The sequence below is a fragment of the Agrobacterium tumefaciens genome (assembly GCF_017726655.1).
Classification (GTDB): Bacteria; Pseudomonadota; Alphaproteobacteria; order Rhizobiales; family Rhizobiaceae; genus Agrobacterium; species Agrobacterium tumefaciens_B.
In genome coordinates, this window is record NZ_CP072309.1 from 1,800,777 (window position 1) to 1,827,390 (window position 26,614).

At 53.2% G+C, this 26,614-nt stretch carries 23 protein-coding genes and 3 pseudogenes; 13 read left to right on the forward strand and 13 right to left on the reverse strand.

Annotated features, from left to right (window positions below):
- The first annotated feature begins 21 nt into the window (after positions 1-21).
- From tnpA to AT6N2_RS22515, 4 genes are all read left to right on the forward strand, one after another.
- Positions 22-408 (forward strand): IS66-like element accessory protein TnpA, encoded by a 387-nt coding sequence (tnpA, locus tag AT6N2_RS22500; RefSeq protein ID WP_209090526.1) that lies wholly within the window; start codon positions 22-24, stop codon positions 406-408.
- On the forward strand, positions 405-758 hold the full coding sequence (tnpB, locus tag AT6N2_RS22505; protein WP_209090527.1) for an IS66 family insertion sequence element accessory protein TnpB: 354 nt from the start codon (positions 405-407) through the stop codon (positions 756-758). Before tnpA ends, tnpB begins: the two co-directional genes overlap by 4 nt.
- A gap of 70 nt (positions 759-828) precedes the next feature.
- The gene (gene tnpC, locus AT6N2_RS22510; RefSeq protein WP_209090528.1) at positions 829-2,415 is read left to right on the forward strand and encodes an IS66 family transposase; all 1,587 of its coding nucleotides are present in this window, start codon (positions 829-831) and stop codon (positions 2,413-2,415) included.
- 85 nt (positions 2,416-2,500) lie between these two features.
- Entirely contained in the window at positions 2,501-2,953 is a 453-nt protein-coding gene (locus AT6N2_RS22515) for a hypothetical protein (RefSeq protein ID WP_209090529.1), read from the forward strand.
- 432 nt (positions 2,954-3,385) lie between these two features.
- Here the strand turns inward: AT6N2_RS22515 and AT6N2_RS22520 are convergent.
- The 3 genes and pseudogenes from AT6N2_RS22520 to AT6N2_RS22530 form a co-directional block, all read right to left on the reverse strand.
- Positions 3,386-4,395, reverse strand: a pseudogene (locus AT6N2_RS22520) (IS3 family transposase); the annotation flags it as partial.
- A gap of 255 nt (positions 4,396-4,650) precedes the next feature.
- Positions 4,651-7,230, reverse strand: coding sequence for a rhamnan synthesis F family protein (locus tag AT6N2_RS22525; RefSeq protein WP_209091523.1), 2,580 nt, complete (start codon positions 7,228-7,230; stop codon positions 4,651-4,653).
- Between the two features lie 592 nt (positions 7,231-7,822).
- Positions 7,823-8,118 (reverse strand): annotated as a pseudogene (locus AT6N2_RS22530) (transposase); the annotation flags it as partial.
- A 356-nt stretch (positions 8,119-8,474) separates the two neighbouring features.
- Between AT6N2_RS22530 and AT6N2_RS22535 the strand changes: the two are divergent.
- From AT6N2_RS22535 to AT6N2_RS22555, 5 genes and pseudogenes are all read left to right on the forward strand, one after another.
- On the forward strand, positions 8,475-10,190 hold the full coding sequence (locus AT6N2_RS22535) for an ArnT family glycosyltransferase (RefSeq protein ID WP_209091525.1): 1,716 nt from the start codon (positions 8,475-8,477) through the stop codon (positions 10,188-10,190).
- Between the two features lie 683 nt (positions 10,191-10,873).
- Positions 10,874-11,953 (forward strand): glycosyltransferase, encoded by a 1,080-nt coding sequence (locus AT6N2_RS22540; RefSeq protein WP_233282601.1) that lies wholly within the window; start codon positions 10,874-10,876, stop codon positions 11,951-11,953.
- Between the two features lie 369 nt (positions 11,954-12,322).
- Positions 12,323-12,508: pseudogene (locus AT6N2_RS24285) on the forward strand (transposase); the annotation flags it as partial.
- Positions 12,509-13,258: 750 nt separating this feature from the next.
- A complete protein-coding gene (locus AT6N2_RS22550; protein ID WP_209091531.1) occupies positions 13,259-16,300 on the forward strand; it encodes a glycosyltransferase in 3,042 nt (1,013 codons plus the stop codon).
- Positions 16,301-16,332: 32 nt separating this feature from the next.
- Positions 16,333-17,247: an NAD-dependent epimerase/dehydratase family protein gene (locus AT6N2_RS22555; protein WP_209091533.1), complete on the forward strand. Its 915-nt coding sequence runs from the start codon at positions 16,333-16,335 to the stop codon at positions 17,245-17,247.
- Between the two features lie 25 nt (positions 17,248-17,272).
- On the opposite strand, the gene AT6N2_RS22560 is transcribed toward AT6N2_RS22555, so the two are convergent.
- The 7 genes from AT6N2_RS22560 to AT6N2_RS22590 all read right to left on the reverse strand — a co-directional run bounded on the left by AT6N2_RS22560 (position 17,273) and on the right by AT6N2_RS22590 (position 22,523).
- Positions 17,273-18,118, reverse strand: a complete 846-nt coding sequence (locus tag AT6N2_RS22560) for a glycosyltransferase family 2 protein (RefSeq protein ID WP_209091534.1) — start codon at positions 18,116-18,118, stop codon at positions 17,273-17,275.
- A 119-nt stretch (positions 18,119-18,237) separates the two neighbouring features.
- Positions 18,238-19,104, reverse strand: a complete 867-nt coding sequence (gene rfbA / locus AT6N2_RS22565; protein WP_113382245.1) for a glucose-1-phosphate thymidylyltransferase RfbA — start codon at positions 19,102-19,104, stop codon at positions 18,238-18,240.
- Complete coding sequence (gene rfbD / locus AT6N2_RS22570) at positions 19,101-19,994, reverse strand: dTDP-4-dehydrorhamnose reductase (protein ID WP_209091537.1); 894 nt, start codon at positions 19,992-19,994, stop codon at positions 19,101-19,103. Before rfbD ends, rfbA begins: the two co-directional genes overlap by 4 nt.
- A gap of 4 nt (positions 19,995-19,998) precedes the next feature.
- Positions 19,999-21,054 carry a dTDP-glucose 4,6-dehydratase gene (rfbB, locus tag AT6N2_RS22575; protein ID WP_174151414.1) on the reverse strand — a complete coding sequence of 352 codons (1,056 nt, stop codon included), beginning with the start codon at positions 21,052-21,054 and terminating at the stop codon, positions 19,999-20,001.
- Positions 21,055-21,056: 2 nt separating this feature from the next.
- Positions 21,057-21,626, reverse strand: coding sequence for a dTDP-4-dehydrorhamnose 3,5-epimerase (gene rfbC, locus AT6N2_RS22580; RefSeq protein WP_209091965.1), 570 nt, complete (start codon positions 21,624-21,626; stop codon positions 21,057-21,059).
- Positions 21,627-21,735: 109 nt separating this feature from the next.
- The gene (locus AT6N2_RS22585; RefSeq protein WP_209091538.1) at positions 21,736-21,969 is read right to left on the reverse strand and encodes a hypothetical protein; all 234 of its coding nucleotides are present in this window, start codon (positions 21,967-21,969) and stop codon (positions 21,736-21,738) included.
- The gene (locus AT6N2_RS22590) at positions 21,966-22,523 is read right to left on the reverse strand and encodes a hypothetical protein (protein ID WP_209091539.1); all 558 of its coding nucleotides are present in this window, start codon (positions 22,521-22,523) and stop codon (positions 21,966-21,968) included. Before AT6N2_RS22590 ends, AT6N2_RS22585 begins: the two co-directional genes overlap by 4 nt.
- Before the next feature lie 161 nt (positions 22,524-22,684).
- Here AT6N2_RS22590 and AT6N2_RS24290 point away from each other — a divergent pair, with 161 nt between their 5' ends.
- The 3 genes from AT6N2_RS24290 (at position 22,685) to AT6N2_RS22610 (ending at position 24,387) form a co-directional block, all read left to right on the forward strand.
- A complete protein-coding gene (locus AT6N2_RS24290) occupies positions 22,685-23,230 on the forward strand; it encodes a hypothetical protein (protein WP_233282573.1) in 546 nt (181 codons plus the stop codon).
- 168 nt (positions 23,231-23,398) lie between these two features.
- Positions 23,399-23,629 (forward strand): hypothetical protein, encoded by a 231-nt coding sequence (locus AT6N2_RS22605; RefSeq protein WP_233282574.1) that lies wholly within the window; start codon positions 23,399-23,401, stop codon positions 23,627-23,629.
- A gap of 437 nt (positions 23,630-24,066) precedes the next feature.
- Positions 24,067-24,387 carry a hypothetical protein gene (locus AT6N2_RS22610; protein WP_209091541.1) on the forward strand — a complete coding sequence of 107 codons (321 nt, stop codon included), beginning with the start codon at positions 24,067-24,069 and terminating at the stop codon, positions 24,385-24,387.
- 78 nt (positions 24,388-24,465) lie between these two features.
- On the opposite strand, the gene AT6N2_RS22615 is transcribed toward AT6N2_RS22610, so the two are convergent.
- On the reverse strand, positions 24,466-25,128 hold the full coding sequence (locus AT6N2_RS22615) for an outer membrane protein (RefSeq protein WP_153776276.1): 663 nt from the start codon (positions 25,126-25,128) through the stop codon (positions 24,466-24,468).
- 100 nt (positions 25,129-25,228) lie between these two features.
- Between AT6N2_RS22615 and AT6N2_RS24295 the strand changes: the two genes are divergently transcribed.
- The gene (locus AT6N2_RS24295; protein ID WP_233282575.1) at positions 25,229-25,693 is read left to right on the forward strand and encodes a DUF982 domain-containing protein; all 465 of its coding nucleotides are present in this window, start codon (positions 25,229-25,231) and stop codon (positions 25,691-25,693) included.
- Between the two features lie 61 nt (positions 25,694-25,754).
- Here AT6N2_RS24295 and AT6N2_RS22625 read toward each other — a convergent pair whose 3' ends face one another.
- Positions 25,755-26,012 (reverse strand): hypothetical protein, encoded by a 258-nt coding sequence (locus AT6N2_RS22625; protein ID WP_209091542.1) that lies wholly within the window; start codon positions 26,010-26,012, stop codon positions 25,755-25,757.
- Between the two features lie 45 nt (positions 26,013-26,057).
- The gene (locus tag AT6N2_RS22630; RefSeq protein ID WP_209091543.1) at positions 26,058-26,474 is read right to left on the reverse strand and encodes a hypothetical protein; all 417 of its coding nucleotides are present in this window, start codon (positions 26,472-26,474) and stop codon (positions 26,058-26,060) included.
- Between the last annotated feature and the right edge of the window lie 140 nt (positions 26,475-26,614).

Consider the following 26,614-nt stretch of genomic DNA (forward strand, 5'->3'; position numbering starts at 1 on the left):
ATCATGAACGGGAGTTTCTCCATGGAGACCTCATTGGAGTTTCTCACAACCAGGAAGCCTGGACGTGAGGTTCACCGACATTGGCCCGATGAAGTCAAGGCGAAGATCGTTTCGGAAAGCTTGAGGCCCGGCATGACGGTCAATGAAGTTGCGCAACGCTATGGAGTGCGAGCGAACAGCCTTTCCACCTGGCGGACGATGGCGCGGCAGGGCAAGCTGATCCTGCCCGCACCGGAGGATGCGGTAGAGTTCGCGGCGGTGATCGTCGATCCGCCGGTTTCGGAACTGCCGCCTAAAATGCTCAGTCGCCCCGAGATCGTCCTCGGTCCCGTCACCATCCGTCTTGAGGAAGGTGCGCCTGCTGCCCGGATCGTTGCCATCGCTCGCGCCTTGGCGGCGGCGACATGATCTTTCCGTCAAACCGGGTTCGAATCATGGTGGCCACCAAACCCGTGGATTTCCGCAAAGGTCATGACGGCTTGGCAGCGCTGGTGAAGAATGAGCTGCACAGGGACCCGTTCACTGGAACGGTCTTTGTGTTTAGGTCTCGTAAGGCAGATCGACTGAAGCTGATCTACTGGGATGGCTCCGGTATCGTGCTGGCTTACAAGCGGCTGGAAGAGCACGCCTTTACCTGGCCCGGCATCAAGGATGGACTGATGACGCTCACCCACGCCCAGTTCGAAGCCCTGTTTGGGGGACTTGATTGGCGGCGGGTTCATGCCGTCAGGACGAGAACGCCGGAGACCATCGAATAGCTGCGGCAAGATGACTCAGGACAACAGATTCCGAAGGCAAATCGGCACAGAATTTGGTAGGTTCCCGGCCATGCTGAACGCCGCCGATCTTCCCGATGATGTTGCTGCCCTGAAGGCGATGCTGATCGCAGCCCAGGCACGCGAGACGGCAAAGGACGTCGCGATAGCAAGTAAGGACGAGCATATCGCTCGCAAGGACGAGCGGATCGAACGGCTTGAGAAGCTGGTGGCCGCCTTCAAACAGGCAGCCTTCGGGCGCAAATCCGAGAAGACCGATCCCGACCAGTTCGATCTGGCATTGGAGGACCTGGAAACGGCGATGGCTGCGATCCATGCCGAGGACGAGGCGGACACTCCTGCTGGAACCAGGACGACCAAGCCACGCACGACCAATCGTGGCTCTCTTCCAAAACATCTTCCGCGCGTCGAAGAGGTGATCGAGCCGGAAAGCCTGGTGTGCGCCTGCGGCGGCTGCCTGCATTGCATCGGCGAGGATGTCTCCGAACGCCTCGATCTCGTACCGGCGCAATTCCGAGTCTTGGTCACCCGCCGTCCCAAATATGCCTGCCGTTCCTGCACCGACGGCGTCGTTCAGGCTCCTGCTCCAGCGCGATTAATCCAGGCTGGATTGCCAACGGAGGCGACGGTCGCCCATGTGCTGGTCTCTAAATATGCTGATCACCTTCCGCTGTATCGGCAGGCCCAGATCATGGGCCGCCAGGGTGTCGATCTCGACCGCTCCACACTTGCCGACTGGGTCGGGCGAGCAGCCTATGAGCTGCGTCCCGTCTTCGATGCGCTGATCGCCGACCTGAAGCGCTCGACCAAGCTGTTCATGGACGAGACCCGTGCTCCGGTTCTCGATCCAGGCTCTCGCAAAACCAAGACCGGATACTTCTGGGCGTTGGCACGGGATGATCGACCGTGGAACGGCAGTGCTCCGCCAGGGGTCGCCTTCACCTACGCGCCTGGTCGCGGAGGCATTCATGCCGAACGGATATTGCGGGGCTTCTCCGGCGTCCTGCAGGTCGATGGTTATGCCGGATACAACAGGCTGATCGGTCCAGACCGGATTGGCCCAGACATTCGGCTTGCCTATTGCTGGGCGCACGCTCGTCGCAAGCTGGTCGAGATCACCCGTAACGGAATAGCACCGATTGCCGAGGACGGCGCCAAACGGATCGGCGAGCTGTACCGGATCGAAGCCGAATTGCGCGGCCTTGATCCGCAGGCTCGTCTTGCTGGGCGGCAGGAACGGTCTGCACCGCTCGTCGCCGACATGCAGGTTTGGCTCACGCATAACAGAGCCCGTGTCGCTGCAAAATCCCCGCTCGGAGAAGCCTTGGCCTACATCGCCAAATACTGGGATGGCCTCCAACTCTTCCTGACAGACGGTCGCATCGAGATCGATAGCAACACCGTCGAGCGGACCATTCGTCCGATTGCACTGAACCGGAAAAACGCGCTCTTTGCGGGTCACGATGCCGGAGCAGAGAACTGGGCCACCATCGCTTCGCTCATCGAGACCTGTAAGCTCAATGCCGTCGATCCGTTGGCCTACGTGACCAGCACACTCGCCGCCATCGTAAATGGCCATAAGCAGAACCGGATCGATGAACTGCTACCTTGGAATTATTCCGGGCGAACAAACGGTTGAAGTCCGCTTCGGCCCAAGGCGGTCAGTGAGGTTGCTCAACTTTGTGAATCCTCTAATTTCTTAATTGATTATGGAGAAGACTGATATGACATGGCTTATCCACTCTTTCTCGGGAATTGGGCCCATAAAATTCGGCATGACTCCAGAGGATGTCGCCACACATATCGGAGCACCAGACCGGTCAAGACGAGGCCTTCGGTCTGATACGTTCAGTGAACATCGCGGTACCAAAGCGCCAATCGTGCGTTATCGAGGAAATCGCGTTCGCGAGATCGAAGCCTTCTACGACATTGGGGTAGTTATGTTTCGAGGAATATCTATTTTCGAAACGAACGGATTAAAGGTACTCCGCGCATTGGAGCAGCTAAATGGGGGAGCTGCGATTTCTGCTGGGATCATACTGTTCGACAAGCTCGGCTTAACGGCGGGTCGCCTGGATGAAGGTCCGCCCACAGGGCATTCGGTAACCGCCTTTACGTCCGGCACCTGGGACGGCAAGACCGCCGACTTCAAGAGCATCAGCTTCAATGACCGCTAATGGCGCATTCTCGCCTTCAATGTTGCAGCGGGAATCTTCGGAATTGTCCATCGCGCTTGGTAAATGTGCGAGGAAGACACCGCTTACAACTCGCAATAGCGTTCTGGCGGTTTATCGAAGATGGCGTAGTCCCCGAAGGGGCTACACTAGCAGTCGCCACCAAGTAAGGTTTGACTGCCGACGGGCAGTTGAAGGGGAAGCGCGGCTACCGTGCGTAGAGATGGACATCAGACGCCGAGTTGTAGTTTGGTAACGCGCTTCAAGCAGACGCCTGGCCACCATGAATCGGGATTATGGTCGGGAGCAATGGCTCCAGCCGAATACAAGTCGAGGCACCAGTGTGCCAGATCGCCAGACGACTGCGAATAACTGGAGGAAAGCAATTTTGGGCAAGATGGAAGAAGGATTGACAAACACCGCTTCATACAAGTCTCTACGCCAATCCTCCATCTTTTCGCGGGCATCCGCAAGGGTCAGGAACCAATGTTGGTTCAGGCATTCTGCCCGGAAGCGGCCGTTGAACGCCTCAATGAATGCATTATCGGTCGGTTTGCCAGGGCGTGAGAAGTCAAGTGTGACGCCTTTCGCATAGGCCCAGAGATCGAGATCGCGTGATACGAACTCGGTGCCCTGATCGACGCGGATCGTCTTGGGATAGCCGACCTGGCGGCATACCCGCTCGAGCGTTTGCACAACATCTTCACCGCGATAGCTGTGCCTTGGATCAAGCACCGGGACGTAGCGTGAGAAGGTGTCCACCACGGTCAGAACGCGTAGCTTCTTGCCGGTGGCGAGCTGGTCGTGAACAAAGTCCATCGCCCAGACATCATTCGGCCCGACGGCCATTTGCCGATCCTCCCGCAGCTTCGCTTTCACCCGGCGTTTCGGTGTCTTGTTACGCAATTGCAGGCCCAAGTCCCTGTAAATGCGATAGGTTCGCTTGATATTGGTCCCCCAACCCTCGCGTTCCAACAGTACATGCACGCGACGATAGCCGTAGCGAACACGTATCTCGCAGATCTCACGAATCCGACGTTCCAGACCGGCCTGATCGGCACGGCGGGAGGTGTAGTGGTGGGTCGACCGATCGAAGTCCAGCGCCCCACAGGCACGCCGGATCGAGATCGCCCAGTCCTGGCACATGCCTTTCACCATCTCCCGCTTGCGAGCAGGCCTTAGAGCTTTCGGCGAATGACGTCCTGCAACATCTCGCGGTCCAACGTCAGATCCGCGACGATCTTCTTCAGCCGTGCATTCTCGTCCTCCAGCTGCTTCAGCTTCTTCATCTCCGGCGGCAACATGCCCGCGTATTTTTTCTTCCAGTTGAAATAGGTCGCCTGGCTGATCCCTGCCTTCCGGCAGATCTCCGCAACCGTAACGCCTTCATCACCCTGCTTCAGAATGAACGCCTTCTGTGCGTCCGAAAACTGCGATGCCTTCATCGTCTTCCGTTCCTTTCCCAGCCAGGAAAATGCACCGGAAAACTCTAACCAAAAACGGTCCAGTTTGAAGGGTTCAGATCACGATGGGCCGGACTCTAATCTAATCTGGAGGAAATTCTCAGTGGCAGGTCACTTGCTGCGGAATCAAATGGCTCCATTCCCCGATACAGCCCAAAACACCCTTAGAGTGAACTCCAAACTTGATAGGGTCGCGAGGAAATGCAACCTAGGGCTGATATTCATACATGTTTCGGTTTAACGTGTAACACCGCTTACGTAGGTTACTGCGCTGTCAAAACCCATTTCAGAGGTGTGGACTGCGAACAATCTTTCGAGTGCGTGGAGCATGGTTCCGTCGTTCGCCACCGGTTCGCACGGATAATCATCCCAGTTGAAGTTCAAATTCACGAATGGCGATAATGCATTAGACCTCATCCAGAACATATTTCCGATTGGAAAGTCAAACGCGTTCGGAAGATTTTCTAATCGAAGACGAGTGGCGATCTTCATTGCCCATTTTCGGTTTTTGGACCAACCTATTACATGTGGGTCTGCTGGGAAAACAATGCCCAAATTGGGTTGGGCTAAAAATTGGTCGATGATAAGATCTGTCATTCCTCCTGCGGTATCACCCCCAAGAACGTTCTCAAACAAAAGACCAGTCCAATCAGAAACCATTTCGGTGTTTGCTAGCGTTAGGCTCTTTTTTGTGTGGACGTGTCCGACAACGTCATAGCTTTGAACGAGTTCCTTTCCGAATGCTGTCAGCAGTGGACCGATGTCACGACCAATGTTGGGAACGACTCTAACTTCGATTTTCCCGTCGTATCCACTTAAAATCTTTCGAGCAGCTGCTTCCGCCTCTGAGCTTATGACGCTAACAAAAAGCGCCGGACGAACCGCGTTTGCAGATAAATGTCGCAATATTTTTGCGAGCTCATCAATGTAAAACGCGTGTATGTGCAGCGCACATCTGAGATCATGGCTCGTTCGTCCACCGTCGACCTTAGCGCGAGACTGAGGAGATGGTTGAATTATCGGGTAGATCCATCGACCGTTAGGTCGGTCGTTCCGCAGGAAGTCAGCGTACGGATCCGATTCTAACGGGCCGAACTCGGCCGGACGATGCATTGCATACACGAGAGGATTAAATCCTGGCTCAGGCCTTCGCGGATGCAGGCCCACAGAAAGTTCGTTCAAATAAAGCTCGGCGGCGGAGGAGATGCTTCGTTTTCCATATTCCTTCGGCAGCATAAATTCCGGATCGAAACTGGGCTCGCTGACGATCACGTTCACGTCGGACGTGAAATTTTTTAACCTTTTGGCCGCTGCGATACCAAGCGTTTCGATTTCCCCCCCATACCTTTTCATGTTGAAGGTCTCATTCGCAAGCGCCTTTGTCCTTTGCGATACATCTTCATAGATCGCTTTGGATTCTACCAAGCGGAGGAGACGATCCGCCATATCATTGGTATCAAGGTAATCGGCCACACATTGCTCTTCTAAGCCTCCTTTACGTAGGATTTCGGGTACTCCCGACGCGCTGTCAAAGCAAATAACCGGTAAACCTACAGTCATTGCATCAATCGCGACATTCGGGAGTGGGTCTAACCGACTACTAAGGACAAAAAAATCGGCTATCTCGTATACATACTCAATGTCACTTGTCTCTGGTATGATTATAACGCTTTCAGAGAACCCAGATCGCTTAAGTTGATCGGCCAAATATACCGAATAATATGCGTCAGAATCTGGAGCGAAACCGGCGCCTATCCAGGCAAACCTAATCCTCTTGTGCTGATTTTGCACAAGTGCTCGACGGGCAACCTCGATAAACAAGTCGACCCCTTTACGCAACTGGACGGTCCCTGCGCCAATAACTAGGATTTCATCGCCTGTAGGAGATAAAAGAGCCTTCAGACGACTTCGTTCCGCGGTAGACTGATTTTGCGCGCCACCCTCATTGGGGACCTCGCATTTTCCTTGAGGAAAGATGTGGAATTGATAGTTCTCGTCAATTCCTGTGGTTTCAACAGCGTTTTCCAGCGTCACCGAAGTTGAAAAGACGATCTCGTCGGCGTTCTTTATCACGTCGTAGAATGCTGTTCGCGGAAGGGTATAAGCGGAAAATTCATGCACAAGCATTACGCTTGGAGTCTTCGTTTCACGTAGTAGCGGTAATAAATAACGTGATTCTACAGAATTCACGACACTGAAATAGAAACTATTTGTGGAGAGAAAGTCTTGAAGCCGGGTCCAAACCTCCGTTCCCCTTTCTGGAATGGCCCCTAAGACGGCGACGCCAACTGCGACATCGAGAAACGAATCGATCAGGTTGCCGCCTCGAATGCATAACACAGTCACGTTGTAAGTATCGGACAGTGCCCGGGCCAAGTTGTGCACGAGAATCGGCGCTCCAGTTCTACTGGCCTCATGGCTCACCAAAAGCACATTCCGTTTCTCTCCGTCTCTCGCCAAACGCCCGGGCAACGTTGAAATGGTTTGGAAGGCCGAATGAGGTCCGCAATTTGCGACACTACCAACGACACCGCTCATACCTAGCGAGCGCCTGGGATCTCGTTTTTCGGCACTTCTTCGGAACCGCGTCCGGGTTCTATTCGAGAGTGGCAGCGGGCTAGCAACCAACCAGGAAAGGGTTTTAAATAGTAGATAATCTTTCCACACGCGATGGGCGCGCGAGCGAGCGAAGGCAAGTTCGACTTGCAAATTATTTTTTTCTATCAATGAGTTAGAGTAGTTCTCGGTGGTAAGGGCCAGCGCCTCGGCCAGCCTCCTTACCTCCGCAGACAACTCGTCGTAGTTATTTTTCGTCATCTTCAACGCCTATCACTGTCGACTATGGCTGGATCTCTACACATCGTTCCGCAAAATCGCAACGCTACAACGATTGATGGTTGCTTTCTCCCTTAAATCTACACGCCGCATTTTCTATCTGACATATTCAACCCGTGTGACCGTAGATGTGGGCGAGGCGAAAGCAATTAGGCACGAGTCTGTAGTGGCCCCTAAATCTCCGGACACGATCTCCCACTTGTTAAGTGTTAGGAGTAATGTGCCCATTATGACCAGTCACATACCTAAGATAGAGGTGCTGTCCGGCCCTGAGTGAACCGCGCCGGGTTTGCCGGAGGGTTCTGTGTGGATGCCCCGGTTCATGCAAGCGGTTTTCGAACATTTCCGGCATGTGATCGGGTGCGGTCATGTGTCAGGCCTTTCGCGCGACATCAGATGCAGCCGCTGGCCGTCATGGAGATACGCGGATCAGGCGCAAATTAACTTAACGAGCTTTCCACTCTTGGAGCCTCGGTGCATTTCCTGATCCCGATCGAACCGACCAATTGCCCTCCATGTTCACGACCTCCTCACATGCCTGCGTATCCAGTCCTATAGCTGCGCGATCGATTGATCAGACAGCCACGACTGGATTCCGGTAATCTTCATTCTTCGTCAACATGGCCCAGATCGAGCGTGCCATCTTGTTCGCCAGCGCCATCGCGGCCAGCATAATGGGCTTCCGCTCTATCATTCTGTGCAACCAAGAACCAGTTTGCGCTCCTCGGCGCGAGGCCCACTGGATGACAGCCATAGCGCCGATGATCAGCAGCCTGCGGATGTCTCGTTGCTCCATCGTTGATGTTCGAACAAGTCGTTGCTTCCCTCCGGTCGAGTGCTTGACAGGGACCAATCCAACCAAGCCGCAAAGTGTTGCACGGCGCGCACCGCGATTACCCCATGTTCAATAACCGCCGCCTTCTGGAGCCGATCGGCAATATACCGCCAGCCGAAGCCGAAGAACGATATTACGTCATGCTGTACGCACCGGCCGTGGCCGCATAACTTAAATGAAATGGCCTCCGGCAACCTGGTGCGGTTCAGTGGCCCAAACTTAGGGGGCACCTCAAAAGCTCTTGACCTGCCCATGGGCTGTCTTTAGTTCCTGCGATCTTGGGTTCTGAGGCGTAGGAAATTCAAACTCTCCGTGTAAGCCTAAATTTGGCTACAGAGGATACACTGGAAGGTGCCCTATCACTCAGCATGGATATTAAAAGGTGTCGGCAATGGCGAGAACTAAAAAGATAGTAACATCCTTCACCCTTGGCATCTTTCTGCTGCTTTACACCCTTATCAATATGAACTGGATCAGCAATTATAGAGATGGCGGCCTATTCGATATAGATGAATCTGCTTACCTGATGATGGCGGTCAAGAATTATTTTGCCTACGTTAATGGCGGCTTTCTTTCGTGGCTTCTTATGGTGGAGTCTCCTAACGCAGCGTCCCCATTAACGTCTGCCCTCGCGTCGCTATTATTTGTGGCAACGGGGCCACGCTTAGCGTTTGGGATATACGTGCCTCTTTTTGCATGTATCGTTTCCATCGTATGCATATATTACATTGCCAAGCACTGCGGCGATCGCTCGTTCGCCGCAGTGACCGCTTTGCTTGTGGCCACCACGCCGCTCTTGGTGATTTATTCACGTAGCTTTCACTTTGCTATGCCTGCAACCGCCTGTACGACTGCAGCGTTACTGTGTCTGATTAAATCAGAACAAGCCGCGCGTTGGGCGTGGATCGTTGCATTCGGCTTTTTTGTAGGCTTGATGCCCCTCGCACGCACGATGACGATCGCATTCATTCCTTGCATCGGCATAGCCGCTTTCATATACGTAGCAGGGTCTTCGGTCGATAAATTGCCCCGGATTGGGCGGCTTTTTGTGGCTGGAATAGTCGCATGCGCGACATCTGCAACTTGGCTGGCTTGGAACGGTAGTTATGTAGCCGAGTACCTCTTTAGTTTTGGCTACGGCGCAAGAGCACAGGAATTCGGGCCTAAGTTGTCCTATTTTGGCAGCATTCGTTACATGGTCCAAGTCTATCTCGACCAAGTCTACGCTCCCCATTTTATTGCAATTTCCTTGGGGATGGCAATGGCGCTACTCGTACTTGCCAAAAACGTACTACGCGGTCCGCCTGGCCAGCTCTGGAATTATGTGGCATCTCCGATAACGCCGCTCTCAATTTTTGTTTTGTCTTCTTTCTTGGTTCTTTGCTCATCCCAGAATAAAGGTACGGCGTTTATTGCTCCGATCCTTCCGGCTACAATCCTATTATCAACGTGGTCACTATTTAAACTCGCGAACAACAGTCACGTTTGTAGGGGCGCGTTGGCTGCATCGTTAACGTTGATAGCAACGTATTCGTTTGTGCCCATGGTTGCGTTGAACCCCGTCGTTTCGACGAGGACAACGCACTGGCTACCCGGTTATGGTAACGTCGTATATTCGGATGGGAGTGGTACGCAGCAAGTCTATGAAGCGGCCCATGGACTAAATATGACTTCGCCGGGCAAAGCGTTGCCTCAAGAGACTGCGGCGGCGTGGAAGAGCCTTTATGTGGATACATTAGACGCTGTCATGCCACTGGCAGGGTCCACCAGAACAGTCGCCTTTGGATTCAGAAACGCTGTATATAACGTCAACACAATCGGGTTGACGAATAGCTTACGAAATCAGGAGCCACTCTATTTCGCGCAGATCGAGCCATTGGTAACTGGTGAAAGCACAGAGGGTTATCTGGCTTGGCTAAGTTCAGGTCCAGCAAAGAAAGCGTGCGTACTTCTCACCTCGCCGGGGGCGGATGCGGAATTTTCACCTTACGTTAATACCGCTCTCCTGGAGATCGCTGCGAAACAAGCCAATTTCGTAGTGATGGATTCGTTGACAATGCCTAATGGTCGTATCGCCAAAATATGGGCCCGTCCATGTGATCGGTAGGGCACGTGGGATCAAAACACGATCATGCTATTAGTCATATTCTACGTGTTTACCGTCTCCGCTCGCGCGGGTGGATATGGGAGGAGACTTCTTGGCTCGTGGATTGGAAATTCGTTGATCGCACGGGACCTAGATGAACTGCCCCCCATTTTGACCGGACAGTCGGCATAAGCCTATACCCAAGCCTGTGCTTGAGCCTTTCTGCTTATGCCGACTGTCCGGCGAAACGGCGAAACGGGGGCACTCCACTAGAACGCGCTAGTGAGGCGCATGTCGAACCAACAACGGCCGTGATTAGCGCGACCATCAATATCTTGCGATCAGGCTGTTGTCCTGCATTTTGCGATTTTTCGACAACCATCTACGATATCCCTGCGGCTGGCCTGCCGAATGATATGGCTGCGGTGGGTGAAGCCACGATGCAAACGGCCGACTGCTATATGGATGTGATCAACGCGTGGACGCTTCAAAATTCGATGTCAGAGCAAAACCATTTGCCATCCCACTGTACCTTAGCAGGGCTCTTCGATCGCAGACTGTCTGTACCAGGAACGTTTATGTGCCAAAGGGCTTGAAGGCAGGATATGGTCTGGGATATAGCGCTCTCGAAGGAGTATCACGTGCTTATCGACAATTTACCAATCCTACCGAACAACATAAGTAATACAAGGCGGATTGCTCCGATGCTGTCGGTAGTGGTGCCAAGCTTCAACGAGCGCGGCAATATAGAGCTGCTGTATCAGAATATCGTTGCCGCCCTAGGAAGCATCCCGTTCGAACTGATAGTTGTAGATGACAATAGTCCCGATGGAACCGCGGAATTCACCAAAGCTTTAGCTAGGGAATACGGCAATATACGCTGTATTCGCCGCTTTGGTCGGCGAGGTCTTTCGTCTGCCTGCGTAGAGGGAATAGCATCCTCATCCGCCACATATGTTGCAGTGATGGATGCGGATCACCAACACGACGAGCGCATACTCCCGGAAATGCTTCGAGAAATGGCGGCGGGAGCGGATCTGGTGATAGGTTCTCGCTACGTTGCAACAGGGTCGGCAGGGGACGGGCTTTCTAATGCCCGACTTAAAGGGAGCCAACTTGCCACCCGCCTCTCTTCAATGGTTACTGGTCGTAATATCTCGGATCCTATGAGCGGCTTCTTCATGGTACGAAGAGAGCTTTTCGATGTAATCGCGCCAATGCTTAGCAAGGAAGGTTTCAAGATCTTGCTTGATATGGTTGTGATTGCGCTTAGGAAGGGTGTAGACCTAAAAATCACCGAGGTGCCCTACGTATTTCGTTCCCGCCATGCCGGTGAAAGCAAGATGAGTTCGCTCGTCGTCGTTCAATTTCTTGGGCTATGGTTGTCACAACTAACCGGCGGATTGTTGCCAACTAGCTTTCTACTATTTGCCATGGTCGGAGCAAGCGGTATAGTTGTGCATATGACGGTTTTGGGTCTGTTTACAAAGATTTTTGCTGAAGGGTTTGTTGTAAGCCAGATAGTGGCCACCTTAGTGGCTATGACTTGGAACTTCTTTCTCAATAATATTTTGACCTATTCGGATAGGAAACTTAAGGGTCGCAATATGTGGATCGGCCTTTTAGGCTTTTATTGTATTTGTTCTCTGGGTGGCATAGCAAATATATCCGTCGCGACTACCATATACGAGTTCCGACACGCGACGTCCTTAGCCGGGCTCGCCGGCGCACTTATGAGTTCTGTTTTTAATTACGCCGTAACTCGGGTATTCACCTGGCGGTAGCGCCGCCAATATTAGCCCATTGATCCCGTTGGAGAGTGTCGAGCCCGGTGCAATAGTGCCTAAGTTGGCAGCTTGACAAGGCCGACCTAATCCGCCTTTGGATTGAATCCCTCGGGTGGACCGTAAGCCCACGGTGAAGGCCGTCTTGCGATAGAGGGCTTCTGACTGCCAGTCCTAGTGGTAACACCAGGAGTAGTTATATGACGAAGCATCCAATTGAGGTGATCACGTCTCTCGAGCGCCGCCGTCGTAAGCGGCAAGGACCCCCCATCTGACGCGGCTGATGCTGAGTAGGGTATGTCGGGCATACGAGTTCTCTGAATGTGAGGATCTATGTCTAGACCTGCGGCTAGCCTTGGGTTGATGCGAATGATCGAGGCGGTGCCCGATCGACTGGACGGGTCTCCGCGACAGTTGCAGCGGTTCTGGTCCGACGAATTCAAGGCCACAGCGGTTGAGCAGGCCTGTCAGCCTGGTGTGAACATGTCGGCAGTGGCGCGACAGATCGGTATCTTGCCGTCTCAACTCTACCGCTTGCGTAGAGAACTGTTGGGCAGTGATGAGTCTGGACTAGCAGCACCAGTTGATCCGCAGAGCGTCGCACCTGACCCCGACCCCGTCGTCGAAATCGACATTGACGGTATCGTCGTGCGGGCCGGACGACGTATCGAAGAAGCGCATTTGCAGCGTGTCATCCGAGGGATCCGCTCAGCATGGTTCAAACTCTGCTCAATGATCGTCAGCTTTTGCTCGCTTGTCCACCGCCTACGGCAAACATCACTTGTCAGCAATTCAACGTGTTGATTCTCGTTAGAGACAAGCCTATACCCAAGCTTCAGCTTGAGCCTTTCTGTTTGCGCCGACTGTCCGGTCGGAAGTAGGGGCAGTTCAGGAACATCGTTTCGGGTAAATCCCGGACAGCCGTTCCACTAAATCGGGGGCAGTCTCGTGGGGTTGACTTTCGTTCGCCTGGTTGATGTCATGGATTGATAGTTTCGGCGTTTTGCCCTTCGGTCAAGAGCGGTCTTGATTTTTGCTCTCTTGTGCTGTCTCTCTCGCCCAACTCGGTGGCGTTATGGACGATACAATGCACTTATGCCGTGGGATTTCGAGCTCTGAGCGGTTCAGCTTGCCGCTAAGAGCTTGATGATTTCTAGTGACGCTTTGATGCTTCACCTTCGATGCCGTAGCATCGATTCATATGAAACCACGAGGCTCCGCAGGCGGTTCATTGGCTCGACTTGGATCCGTGAATAAGGTATCCGCCTAGAAATCTCACTAGTTACGCAGTTTGCCGAGGAAAGTATGAGCGATGATCTTAATTTTACCGGCGAACGTTATTCACCCATGATAGGCGAAGTTAATTTACCCGAGCATATGCGCAGATATTACCTGACAAAGACCTTCGTCAAAGGAAAAGACGTTCTCGATATAGTAAGCGGGGAGGGCTTAGGAGCAGCGCTTTTTGCGGATTCCGCCAGATCCGTAATTCGTATGGCCATCTCGGCGAATTCAGCTCGTCCGGTCCAACCGATGGAAAATGCGGAAAATATCTCCTTCGGTGCTGGGTCCTATGAAAGTATTCCCTTGCCGTCCGCCTCAGTGGATGTCATTACTGTATTCGAAGTGCTCGATCAGATCGGATCCCGTGATAGCTTGATGCGCGAAATTAAACGCGTTTTGAGAGCCGACGGGATGCTTCTCATCTCGATTGATGATGAATTACCCGAGACCGTTTCGACGCCGTCAGGTCATCCTCACCGCAACGAATTTAATCAGGGTGCACTTAGTGACTTTCTAACTAGGTATTTTGCATCTGTATCGATTTATAAGCAAAAATTTGATAGTGGCTCGATCATCTCGTCTGAAACAAGCACTGCACTATATGCTGAAGCCGACGATGGTGACGTCGTCTCGTCCAACGGCAGTTCTGTATCGAGGTCTTTTATCGGAATTGCATCGGACTGTCCGTTGGACAGTGACGGCATAAGAGAAACATTTTCCCACGAAATGCAAAGGTCTAGATTATTGGTCGATTTCAATTTTGATGAGGCTCAATGGAGCGAGATCCTCATGAAGGATGTTGATCATATTTCTGGCCGAGTAGACGCGCTACAGCGCAGCAACTGGATGAGCAGTGCGCCCCTCGCAAAGCTTTTAAAGCGTTTGGTTTATGCCCGCCTTCTGTACGCGCTGTCTGAAATGACCGTTTTCGGCAGTCGCAGACGCCAGAAGTTTTTGAAGTCTGCGGAAAAGCGCGACCCAATGTTGCTCTCGCGCAAAGTCGACCAATTCTGTGTCGAATATTACGAGAGGATAAATTCGAACAAAGTTATCGCTGCCAGCCGCTCTAAAACAAGTTCGCACAGCGGAGTCAGAGTAACCGCCATCGTGCCAAACTTCAACCACGCTCGGTATCTTCCACAGCGCCTCGACTCTATTCTCGCGCAAACATACCCGCTTGTCGAAATCGTAGTTCTTGATGATAACTCCGGTGATGACAGTCGATCCGTAATCGACTCATATATCAAGCGTTTCCCTGAGCGTATCAGAGCCGTCTATAATACTGAAAATTCTGGAAATGTGTTCCGTCAGTGGCAGAAAGGCCATTCGCTGGCGACTGGCGATTTGGTTTGGATTTGCGAAAGTGATGATTTTTGCGAACCCACGTTCGTAGAGAGGTTGGTTAACACGTTTCGCGACCCAAGCGTGATGATGGCCTTCGGACGTATTCAGTTTGCGAACAGTCAAGGGGAATACTTGGCCGGACTTGATTACTACCGAGAGGATGCTGAGCCCGGCATATGGGAGGACTGTCGGATCCGCCCAGCGGCCGAATGGTTCCAGGGTGGCTTTGGCGTGAAGAATGTGATCGCAAATGTCGGAGGTAGCCTGTGGCGACGTTTTGAGATTTCCGAGCAAGCGTGGGAGGAAGCCAGAAGTTTCAAAGTAATGGGCGACTGGTACCTCTATTCGGTGGTCGCAGGGGGTGGGCAAATCGCCTATGAGCCAAGTGCGGTAAGCTATTTCCGAATTCACGAGAGTAATACTTCTGGGCGAAGCGCCCAGTCAAAGCCCGAATACTACAAAGAATACGCTCAATTAATGACTTCTTTGAAGAAGCGATGGGATATTCCTGACGCCACACTCTCCCAATTTATCGATGTTTGTCGTAGCGTGGCAAGAGGCGCCGGCCTCCCGCCCCAAGAATTTGCAAGAGTCTTAAATTACGATAGCCTTCGAAAAATCTCGCGTGAGCAAATTCATGTGCTCATCGGCATCTTGGGCTTCTCTTTTGGCGGAGGTGAAATATTTCCGATTCACCTCGCGAACGCGCTCCGTCGCAAGGGAATAATAGTATCGATTCTCCAGATGCATGGCGCGGACGATCACAAAGACGTTCAGCTTATGCTCGATCCGGGGATACCCGTTTACACGGCCAACTTTGTTCAAGATATTGGTATAACCAACTTCATAAAGAAAGCAGGCATTTCCGTCGTCCATTCCCATGTCGCAAACGTTGAAGCGTTCCTGCTCCGTAGAGCAAGCGTTTCAGTCCCCTTCATTTCTACACTGCATGGGTCCTATGAAGCGATGGATATTTCCCCACGCAGGATAGCCCGTTGGAGCGAGAAGATTGACAAATTTGCTTATACCGCGGATCGGAACCTTAGGCCGTTCGATAATTTGCAGGTCAACAGGGAAAAATTCGTAAAAATTAAAAATGCAATGCCTGTTGACGATTTGCCGTTTCCGAGAACTCGCGCTGAATTAGGCATAGCAAATAATGCTATCGTGTTCGCATTCGTCGCGAGGGGAGTTGAAGGCAAAGGCTGGGTGGAAGCCGTCAAGGCTTATCGCGCATTGAGGGAGCGGCGGCCGGAGGCCCAGATGGCACTGTTAATGGTAGGCGAAGGTCCGGCTGCTGACGATGCTGAACGCCTGGCAACGGGGGATTCAACAATCCATTTTTTTGGCTTTGTGAAAGAGATATACGGCCTTTATCGTATCAGCGACGTCGCTCTGATCCCGACAAGGTTTCCAGGTGAATCTTACCCGCTATGCTTGATACAGGCGCTTCAAGTCGGGGTGCCTTGTGTTTCCACCGATGTCGGCGAGATAAAGGCGATGTCACAGATCAATGGCCAGGAAGCAGGAATTATCATACCGAATGACAGCGACACCAGCCGATTCATCGGTGCACTTAGCAGGGCTATGGAGAAAATCTTGGAGGCAGATGTTCGTGAAAAATACAGAGTGCATGCGAAAGTGATAGGACGAGGCTACGATATAGATGCCCTCGCGGGGGAGTATATCGATCATTATCGCTCCGTAATAGCAGATTAGTGAATTCGGCGGCAGTAAGGTAACGGTGTTTAATGAAAATATTGGTTCTTGGAGGGGGCGGCTTTATTGGCTGCCATCTAGTCGAAGATTTGATCGCTGCCGGACATGAGGTGGTGGTGTTGGGGAGAAGTCAACGTCCTAGCCGCCAACTACCTTTTGGAGTGCAATATGTTTCGGGAGAATTGGCTGATAGCCAGCTGATGCGCGAGCTTCTGGTGGATGTCGGCGCCGTGGCGCATCTTGCCAGTGGGACGGTGCCGTCCACGGGCGATAAGGACCCTGGCAAGGATGTTGAGCTTAATCTTCTCGGAACCCTGAGCCTCCTCGAGGATATGGCAGCATGCAATGTAACCCGCATTCTCTACCTATCGTCGGGTGGGACTGTCTACGGTAAGCCGCAGGAGGTCCCGATTCCGGAGGGACATATACTCGATCCGATATGTTCGTATGGCGTAGTGAAGGTTGCGATAGAGTCCTATCTTAAACTCTATGAGATCAAGGCCGGTATACGGCCTGTTGTGATCCGAGCCTCCAATCCTTACGGTCTCTATCAGGGTAACCTGGGCGTCCAAGGCATAATAGGCACATATCTCAACCTTGCCCTTAAGCACCAGCCCATCGAAATATGGGGAGATGGCTCCACGATTCGCGACTATATTCACGTTAAAGACCTTAGCAGCCTATGCGTCACCGCGCTTCTCAGTGACAGGGTCGGCGTCTACAACGGGGGTAGCGGAACTGGGACTTCCGTCCTCCACATAGCGGAAATCGTACAGGAGATTACGGGTAATCCCATTCCAATAGTCTATAAGCCTCATCGAAGCCTCGACGTTCCGGTATCCGTTCTCGACATAGAGCGGGCAAAGATGGATTTTGACTGGGAGCCGAAGATAGGTTTGAGAGAGGGGATTGCCGGCGTCTGGTCATGGTTGAAGGAACACGAATAGGATCGCTATTACGCGCTCGTTCGCTTCATAATTGATGTTTGATAGATTCGACTGCGCCCTTGAGAAATCCGGCGGCCTTGGCCCGCCGGCGCGCTGAGAATAAAGCGCTGGGCGACATGATCAGCGCGAAGGCTTGAACGAAAGTCGAAAGTCTTGGAAGCGGCCGCCGGTGCTTGATACCGGTATAAATTCTCGATTGCGCCATATGAAACGCCTTGAGCCGAGCGATTTCTGGAGATCGGCCCGACGAGTGCCCAGCCGCATGGGAAACAAGGGCATCGCGTGCAAATATGAGTTGCCCTAATTTTGCAAGGCGCAACGATAAGTCATCATCTTCGTGATAAAGAAAGATAGCTGGATCAAAGCCGTCGACCGCGTCAAATTTTTGTCTTGAAACAAAAAAAGCGGCCCCGCTCAAAACGGGAACGACTGTATCGACTGCGGGCCAGCCCTTTTTCATGTAGCGGCGGCGTGGTAATAACCAGGACCGCCGCTTGAAATATTCACTTCCGTCCGAGTTGGAAATTCGTGGATTAAATGCAACGCCCGACGGGTGACGATCAATGGCGTCCAGCAAGGCTTCAATCGCGCCTGCGGTCAATCGGGCGTCAGGGTTTAAAAACAGGATCCAAAGTGTCTGCGCCACCGCCGCGCCTGCATTGCAGCCGCGACCGAAGCCCTGATTGTCCTCCAACTGAACAATCCTGATTTTTCTGCCGTCAGGGAGGTTCGCAAAACTATTAGTTTTTCCGTTGTCGACGAGTACTATTGGTGTTTCCTCGGGCACCGTCGCGATCATGTCCGCTATGAGCGCATCACTCTTGTAGCAAACAGAGACCACTGTTACGTCCGAGAGTGACAAACTAGCCATTTTGACTCCAGAGACCAGGCGCACGATTCTGCCTCACTTTGCAACCTTTGATGAGTTGCTGTCGCGGAGGTGTGAATGCGGTTGTGTTCAGCTCGAAGCGGAGAAATATTCTACCGCGCTTACCAGGAGGCAAGTCTCCTTAGATATACGCCATAATCACCTTTGCCGGCATTTTCTGCGAGTGCTGAGAATTCGGATCTGGTGATAAAGCCCTTGCTCAGAGCAATCTCTTCCGGACATGCAATCTTGAAGCCCTGCCGCTTCTCAAGCGTCCGCACAAACTCGCCCGCCTCAAGGAGGCTGTCCGGTGTGCCGGTATCAAGCCAGGCGTAACCGCGTCCCATGATGGATACTTTCAGCTTGCCGCGCTCGAGATAGGTCCGATTGACGTCCGTAATCTCGTATTCGCCGCGTGGCGACGGTTTGAGATTGGCGGCGATGTCGACGACATCGGCATCGTAAAAATAAAGACCGGTGACAGCCCAGTTGGATTTGGGTTTTGCCGGCTTTTCCTCGATAGAGAGCGCGCGCATTTCGCTATCGAAATCGACCACACCATAACGTTCGGGATCGTTCACATGATAGGCGAAGACCGTAGCACCGTCGCTAACGCTTGTACCAGCCTGCAGAAGCTCCGGCAATCCGTGACCATAATAGATGTTGTCACCCAGAATAAGGCAAGATGGTGAACCGGCCACGAAGTCCGCACCGATCATATAGGCCTGCGCGAGCCCGTCCGGGCTGGGTTGAACCGCATATTCAATGGAAAGACCCCATTTCGCGCCATCGCCCAGAAGAGACTGAAAAAGCGGCATGTCATGGGGAGTAGAGATAATGAGAATTTCGCGGATGCCGGCCAGCATCAGCGTGGTCAACGGATAATAGATCATCGGCTTGTCGTAGACCGGCAGGATCTGCTTCGAGACCGCCAATGTCATCGGATGCAGGCGCGTGCCACTGCCTCCGGCCAGAATGATACCCTTCATGGCATTTCCTTTTTGCTCTGCGCAAGAGCGGTGACCACCGCGCGCGTTGATGTTTGCCAGCTCGGCAGCTTTATACCGTAAACCTCTTCCAGCTTGCTGCAATCAAGCCGGGAGTTTGCCGGACGCCGGGCCGGGGTAGGGTATTGTGCAGTGGTGATGTCGTTGACGATCATCGACTTCCCGCCGTGTTCTTCAGCGAATACGAATATCTGTTTCGCGAAATTCGCCCAGTTCGTTTCCCCGGTCCCGGAAAGATGAAAAACTCCACGGAGACGGATCGAGGAATCGTCCAGGAGTTTCCTTGCGATTGCTACGATAGCGGTGGCGATATCGTTGGCCGAGGTTGGGCATCCGAACTGGTCCGAGACCACATTGATCTCCTCGCGGCTCTCGCTCAGCCGGAGCATGGTTTTTACAAAGTTGTTGCCGTACTCCGAATAGACCCATGCGGTTCTCAGAATGGCGTAATTGCCAGTAGCCTCCGAAACGGCCTGTTCGCCTTCGAACTTCGAGCGGCCGTAGATGGAAGTGGGGCCTGTCGGATCGCTTTCGACATAGGGCGTTGCCTTGGTGCCATCGAAAACATAATCCGTAGAAAGATGAATGACGGGAATACCAAGTTCACTTGCCGCCTGCGCGACGGCCCTAGCTCCGTCCCGATTAACGGCAAAAGCGACGTCCGGTTCGCTTTCTGCCTTGTCGACAGCGGTGTAGGCAGCAGCCGATACCACAGCATCGGGCTTTATCTCTCGCAGGGCCTTCAAAACAGTTTGAGGCTGCGCAAGGTCGAGTTCCGGCCGACCGAGAGCCACGATCTCCAGTTCGGCGCTCGCCAGTGCCTGAAGGGCGCTGACGACCTGACCATTTTTGCCCGTAACTGCCAGCCGCATTCGTTCAGCCCTTGGTCAGAACGCCAAGGCGCTCTCCGGCATAAACACCCTCGCGAAGCGGCTGCCACCACCATTCATTGTCGAGGTACCATTGCACGGTCTTGCGGATGCCAGTTGCAAAGTTTTCCTGTGCTTTCCAGCCGAGCTCGGTTTCCAGTTTCGTTGCATCAATGGCGTAGCGCGCATCGTGACCAGGACGATCGGTGACGTATTTGATGAGGTCGGCATAGGGTTTGGATTGAGGGCGCAGTTCGTCGAGAATGGAGCAGATGCAGTTCACCACATCGATATTCTTCTGCTCGTTTCTGCCGCCCACATTGTACTTCTCGCCGACAAGACCCTTTTGAACGATGAGCCACAGGGCGCGGGCATGGTCTTCCACATAAAGCCAGTCTCGGATGTTCGCGCCGTTTCCATAGACTGGTAGCGGTTTGCCATCCAAAGCGTTGAGAATGATCAGTGGAATGAGCTTTTCCGGGAAATGGAATGGTCCATAATTGTTGGAGCAGTTGGAAATGACAACCGGAAGGCCATAGGTGCGCTGCCAGGCTGTGGCGAGATGATCGCTTGCGGCTTTCGAGGCGGAGTATGGCGATGAAGGATCGTAAGGGGTTGTTTCTTCGAAAAGACCCTGATCCCCGAGCGAGCCATAAACCTCATCGGTTGATACATGAAGCATGCGGAAATTCACCTTGGCCTCGCCCTCAAGGCCACTCCAATATTGCCGCGCCGCCTCCAGCATCGTGAAAGTGCCGTTGATGTTGGTCTGGATGAAATCAGCTGCGCCGGTGATGGAACGGTCGACATGGCTTTCGGCGGCCAGATGCATCACGTAATCCGGCTGGAATGTCGTGAATGCGTCATTCATCGCAACCCGGTCACATATGTCGGCCTGAAGGAAGCGGTGATTGGGTGCATTTTCGATTGGCTTGAGGGACGCCAGATTTCCTGCATATGTCAGTTTGTCGACGGTGAGAACATCCGCGCCGATCTCGCTCACGAGATAACGTACGAGGGCCGAGCCGATAAATCCGGCGCCGCCGGTAACTAGAACGCGCATCATCAGTTTCCAGTGTTTTGGTAAGTAAAATATTCAGGCAATTCCGACAGAAGCGGTTGCTTGCCGTCCTTCTCGGAGAGGACGTAGCCCTCAAGCTTCGGCCAATTGATACCGATGGCCGGATCATCCCATTTAACGCCGCGGTCATTGGCGGCACTATAGGGCGCCGTCATTTTGTATGAGATGACCGTGTCGTCAACGAGCGTCATGAAACCGTGGGCAAATCCCGCTGGAACCCATAGCTGTTCGCCATTTTCTGGTGAGAGCTCGACAGCCGCCCATTGCCCGAAGGTAGGCGATCCCGTTCTGATATCCACCGCAACATCCAGTAGCCGGCCACGAATGCAGCGAACGAGCTTGCCCTGCGCAAAAGGCGCTGTCTGAAAATGAAGTCCGCGTACGGTCCCGGCCTGTGCGGACAGGGATTCATTATCCTGCACGAATTCCACATCCGCTATATTTTCGCGAAACCATTCCCTCTTGAAAACTTCGCTGAAGTAACCCCTGCTATCGCCGAAACGAGCCGGAGTTATCTTTTTCAAGCCTGGTATCGTTAATGCTTCTAGTTGCACTATGCGGATCCTGTCTGCTCTGCCTCTCAAGGTGATATGGCTTTATCGGCAGGGACAGTCAATAACGCTTTATTAATCGCCCACACAAGAGCGACGGAATCTCCGGTAGTCATTGAAGCTTTACGCCCAAATGTGCGGCCATCATCTTCGATTCACGCGTGCCCTTCGCAACTTCACGATCAAAGCACTTCGCGTACTGCTCGGTGCCCTTCTTGTCACGGCAAGAGCGTTCGGCGTTTCTGTTGACTGCTTTTTTCCAGTCAAATGGTTCTGACTTCACGATCGGTCCTTGTTGGCAGGCAGTCAGGCACGCGGCCGATAGTGTGATAAGTAAGTACTTCATGAAATCTCCGACTCTCGCCTGCTGACCACAATGAACTTGATCCAGCTTGTAAACTTCACGAGCGGATCGGTGATGCTCAAATAGAAGAATGCGACGAGAAGGGTAGACGTCGACGAGTTGCCAAACGGACTGTCATAAAACGTGAGGCCGCGCCTGCTGTGTCCATCGCCGAATGGAAGAAGTAAGCCAATAAGCATCAGTGGGAAAATCATCGCGTAGACGCCGGAAATTCCCCAGTTAAACGTGTGTTTGGGTCTGTTCAACTCCAATACAAGCAAGGCGATGAATCTGCAAATCATCAGGAAACTTGCGATGTAGTTGGAAAGTAAAAAGGTATCCCATCCATTGAGACTGCCAAAGTGGGCTTCGATCTGGCTAATGTAGTACAGATTGACGGGCCATATCAGCCAATAGTCAGCAGCAGCGAAATCGACCACCTTCTTCGCGAGAAAAAGCGGAGCAACCCATGCCCCGAAAAATGCCGCTGCGAACGTGGTAAGCGACACCGCCATAAACCTAGTCTCAAAATCCAAGACAGACTTTTCAATCACCACTGCGCGGTTCCCATCGCACTTGCTGAATTCATGGCACGTATAAGGCTCGGGCGCTATTGCGAAATGAAATCCCCCAGCAGTAGCGGGATTATGCTCAACTCTAAGTCTGTGTCTAGGCCACCTGAGGTGGCTTTTTGGTGCCAGATCCCCACGAGAAATCAATGAGAAACATCTCAGCAGAAAACCTTGCTGCGCTTGAGGCGCGGCAGCTGGTGGCGCGCGACTTCCTCTGGTTTGTTGCGCGCGATCGAGCGACTGGTGCGCCGGTCACCGATGGCATGTGGTCTGACGTCGGAAACGTGTCTGCGGCCATCGTGCATCCGGACACAGGTTTGCCGGTCACGCGTGACTGGTACGGTTCGGGAACGCTGGTGCAGATCGATGACATTCCGCTCGTCGCTAACCTCTCGGTCCAGAACGTCAATAGCCTTCTAGCGCAGTCTCTTGCAGGCCATCCGAAAGACCAGACGTTCTCTGTCAACGGCACGCTGCAAGGCGGCGGCGATGTTCCGCGCTCCTTCATCCTGGGTCGCATCGCTACCGCTGGCTCTCTCGTGTTCGTCAACACGTGGGGGCAGGACGGGGATACGCCGAACGCCTATCTGACGCAGGTTATCGCGCTGTCGGACCTGCCGGTGCGCGGCCTGGCCGAGGTCTGGGTCAATGGCGAGTTCGTAACGTTCGGCGGCCTGACGGATCGCGGCTAGGCTCAGCCGCAAGCTCAGGCTTGCTTGCTTTCGTGGCTGGCCTCCCTTGGGGGTGGATCGTCGCTGGCGTCGCTGTGGTTGCTGTTGCCTATGTCGCTTACCGCATCGCGATGTCGTCGCTCGCAGATGGAATAGCTGGCGCGGCAAGGAGGTGGTGGTTTGATCCTCTTGTGGGCAAAACTCAAAGGCTACCTAGCCGCAATCGGTACGGCGCTCGCGATCCTCGCGGGCGTCTTTTTGTATGGCCAGAGGGCAGGGCGCTCCGCGGCAAAAGACGAACAGGCCGCAGCAAATGCCAAGGCCACCAAGAAGGCCGAGGATGTCGAAAATGAAATCAGGAATTTGGATGACGCTGGCGTTGATGACGCTCTTAGCAAGTGGATGCGCGACAAGCGGTAACTACTGCGACATCGCGCGCCCGGCGCGTCCTTCTGTCGATGACCAGATGACGCCGCAATCGAAGCGGCAAATCCTTACTGAGAATGAGAAGCTGCAGAAGCTGTGCGGGGTAAAGCCATGACGGTTGTGAAAGCCCGGACCGTGAGGAGACGGTGCCTTAAACCTGCATCGTGGCGTTCACGCGCGGCAGAGAGACTTTCTGAGCTTCTCGATACCCTGCTCAGCTTTTTTTATCCCAGCCAAGAGTTGCTCGCTCTTCATCGAGACATGCGTGCCGCACGCCTCGCAAAGAAAATCATCGTTAGCCTTTATCCAGGCTATCGTTTTCTCAGCCCTATGGGCGCATTTGGGGCACGGCAGCCCGACTTGTTGCGTTTCGAACATTCATTTCACCGGATTAGATTCTCTAATTGAATCACAATGCAAGGAGGTTCGCAATGACTGGCGCCGAGATCATGGGCGCCGTCGGTTTCTTCGTGCTGGTTTTCGGCTTTATCTTCGGTCTGTGGAAATACGTTGACGCGAAGATCAGCGCGGCAAAGACGGAGGCGTCTGCAGCGGCGTCGGTGGCCTCAGCGATGGCGTCGCTAGCTCGGGAGGAGCTCGCGGCTCACCGCCTCCATGTGGCCGAAACCTATGTCTCCAAATCCGGCCTTCGCGAGCAGACGGAGCAGATCATGTGCGCTATTGGCGCCGTGAAGGATGCGGTCGACAAAATGACTTTGCGTGTCGATCGCATCGTTGAAAATCAGTCTTAGCCAAGGATGACGAGGTAGGGGTAAAAACAAAAAGCCCGACACTAAGGCCGGGCTTTTCATGCTTATAGCGAATAGCTATCAGAACTTTACACCGAGGCCGACGCGGATCGCGTGCTGATCGATATCAGAGGTGATGGTGCCGCCACCTGTGCCGCCGAAATCGAACGTCTTGTCGCCGAAGTCGGTGTAGCGATATTCCAGACGGGCGAATACGTTGTCCGTGAAGGCGTAATCCAGGCCAACGCCGAGGGTGTAGCCGTTGAAGGTTTCTTTTTCTTCGCCGAAGCCAGCTACGTCCGCATAGCCGCGAGCATAAGCCCAGCCGGCAGTACCGTACACGAGAGCGCGGTCAAAGGCGTAGCCAACGCGGCCACGAACCGAACCCTGCCAGTCGAAACCGTAGGTCAGTGCGCCGTCGAACGCAGTGTTGTCCGCCCAGTTCTTATCGAAATCAGCTTCAAGACCGACTACCCAGCTGTTGCCGAAGTCATAGTTGTAACCAACGAAGCCGCCGAGGATACCGCCGTCAAAATCCTCCGAGAAGCTACCTGCGGTGCCGCTGATTTCGATGTCCTGGTTGTTCCAGTTGTAGCCACCCTGAACACCGATGGTGAAGCCAGTCCAGCTGAATGCTGGTGCCACATCAGCAACAGGCGCTGCGGGTACTTCAGAGACCGCGTCAGCAGCCATAGCGGTGGACGCTGCCAAAACAAAAGCCAGGGTCGCGAATGTCTTTTTCATGGTCTGAACTCCTAAATTTGAGTATCAACTAAATAACAATTCTCCGAAAAATGCTGTAGCACATGGGCAACACCCGCAACCCAAGCGTATCCGGGGCGGGATGTTGCTGCTCAAGGGTGTCGAATTCACGCGGCTGTGTATCAATTTCATCTGTAAGTTTGACGCTTCGGTGTTATTCCGCCCCATGAGCGAATTCAGAATAGAGCCGATCACGATCAATTGGGGTAATTTTGAAACCCTTGAAACCGTCACCGACCTCGCGCGGGTTCTCCTTCACAGATGGCCCGGAAGCACAGAGGCGCAGGCGTACGTTACCGCTCTCATGGTCTGCTCTGCTGTTCTGGAGAATGGCTTGGACGACAGGCCTGAAGATGCGCGCCTCGCTTTTGTTGAAGCTCCTTATAGGGCCGGTCTGTCGGTTACCGTTGCGTCAACCAAGACTGCTTTATCTCCAGAGACCGTGACCCCAAGCCAACGTACCGACATTTGCTTTACCCTCTACCCTCTTCAGACAGCCGCTCAATCGGCTACTGGTCAATTCCCGAAATTCCATCATGTTTCATAGTTGAAAACTTGATAGCGATTCGAGTATCTCTCCTAAAAGTTGAGTATCGGTTAGTGCTCACTCAACGCTTCGTGGTCTGGTCCCGTTTCATCTCGGCATCGCTGCCATTTATGATCCTCAATGTCTCATCGGCGGCCTTGCTGGCTTCCGCGGCCGCTGCGCTCACCCTAGCTTCAGCCTCGGCTTGTTCTGCCTGCGTCCGTGTCGGGTGATCACCTTGCGCTCGTTCCCCGATGGTAAACCACTGATCTACCGTCAGCAGGCCAATGAAAATAACGATGGCCACAACCGCAAAAAGTCCGCAGATGAAACGTGCCAAGGTCATCATCTATGGCTGCCGCTCGCTGAGCCAAGGGCGCCTCCGCTATAGAAGTCGATCATAACCTATTCCCCGCAGTGGTTTTGGGAACCCCTCATCGACCTGTTCCCAAAGGCGAGTTCGCTGGCATTCGTTGATATGAAACGCTTCGGATGCGTTAACGACATCGTCTTTTATGTACGCGCAGAATGCACTCCATTCCGAACCCATAGGGATACCGTAGAAGTAATCGGTAACGGTTTGAGGCGGCCCGCATTTAACGTATCGCAAATCGTCGTCCGTTAATTTCTTGGTTGTAATCAGTCTATTCAGATACGCGCGCTTTGCTGCATCAAAAACCTGCGTCTCATCGATCCGGCTTATGCAGCCATAGGCCATTACTGCCCCGGTCGACACCACGGCGGCCACATAAATGGCGAAGCCCACAACGATATTCCGGATCCATCTGGCGATTAATGCCACTTTAGATTTCCTTTTGCGTATGAGATGTCGCTGAAGCCGTGATTTTTTTTGTGACGTAGAATGTGACATACATTGCCTAACTCGGAGCCTGCCGCAACTCAATCGGAGCGAGATTTTCTCGTTGCTTTACACGCCGAGTA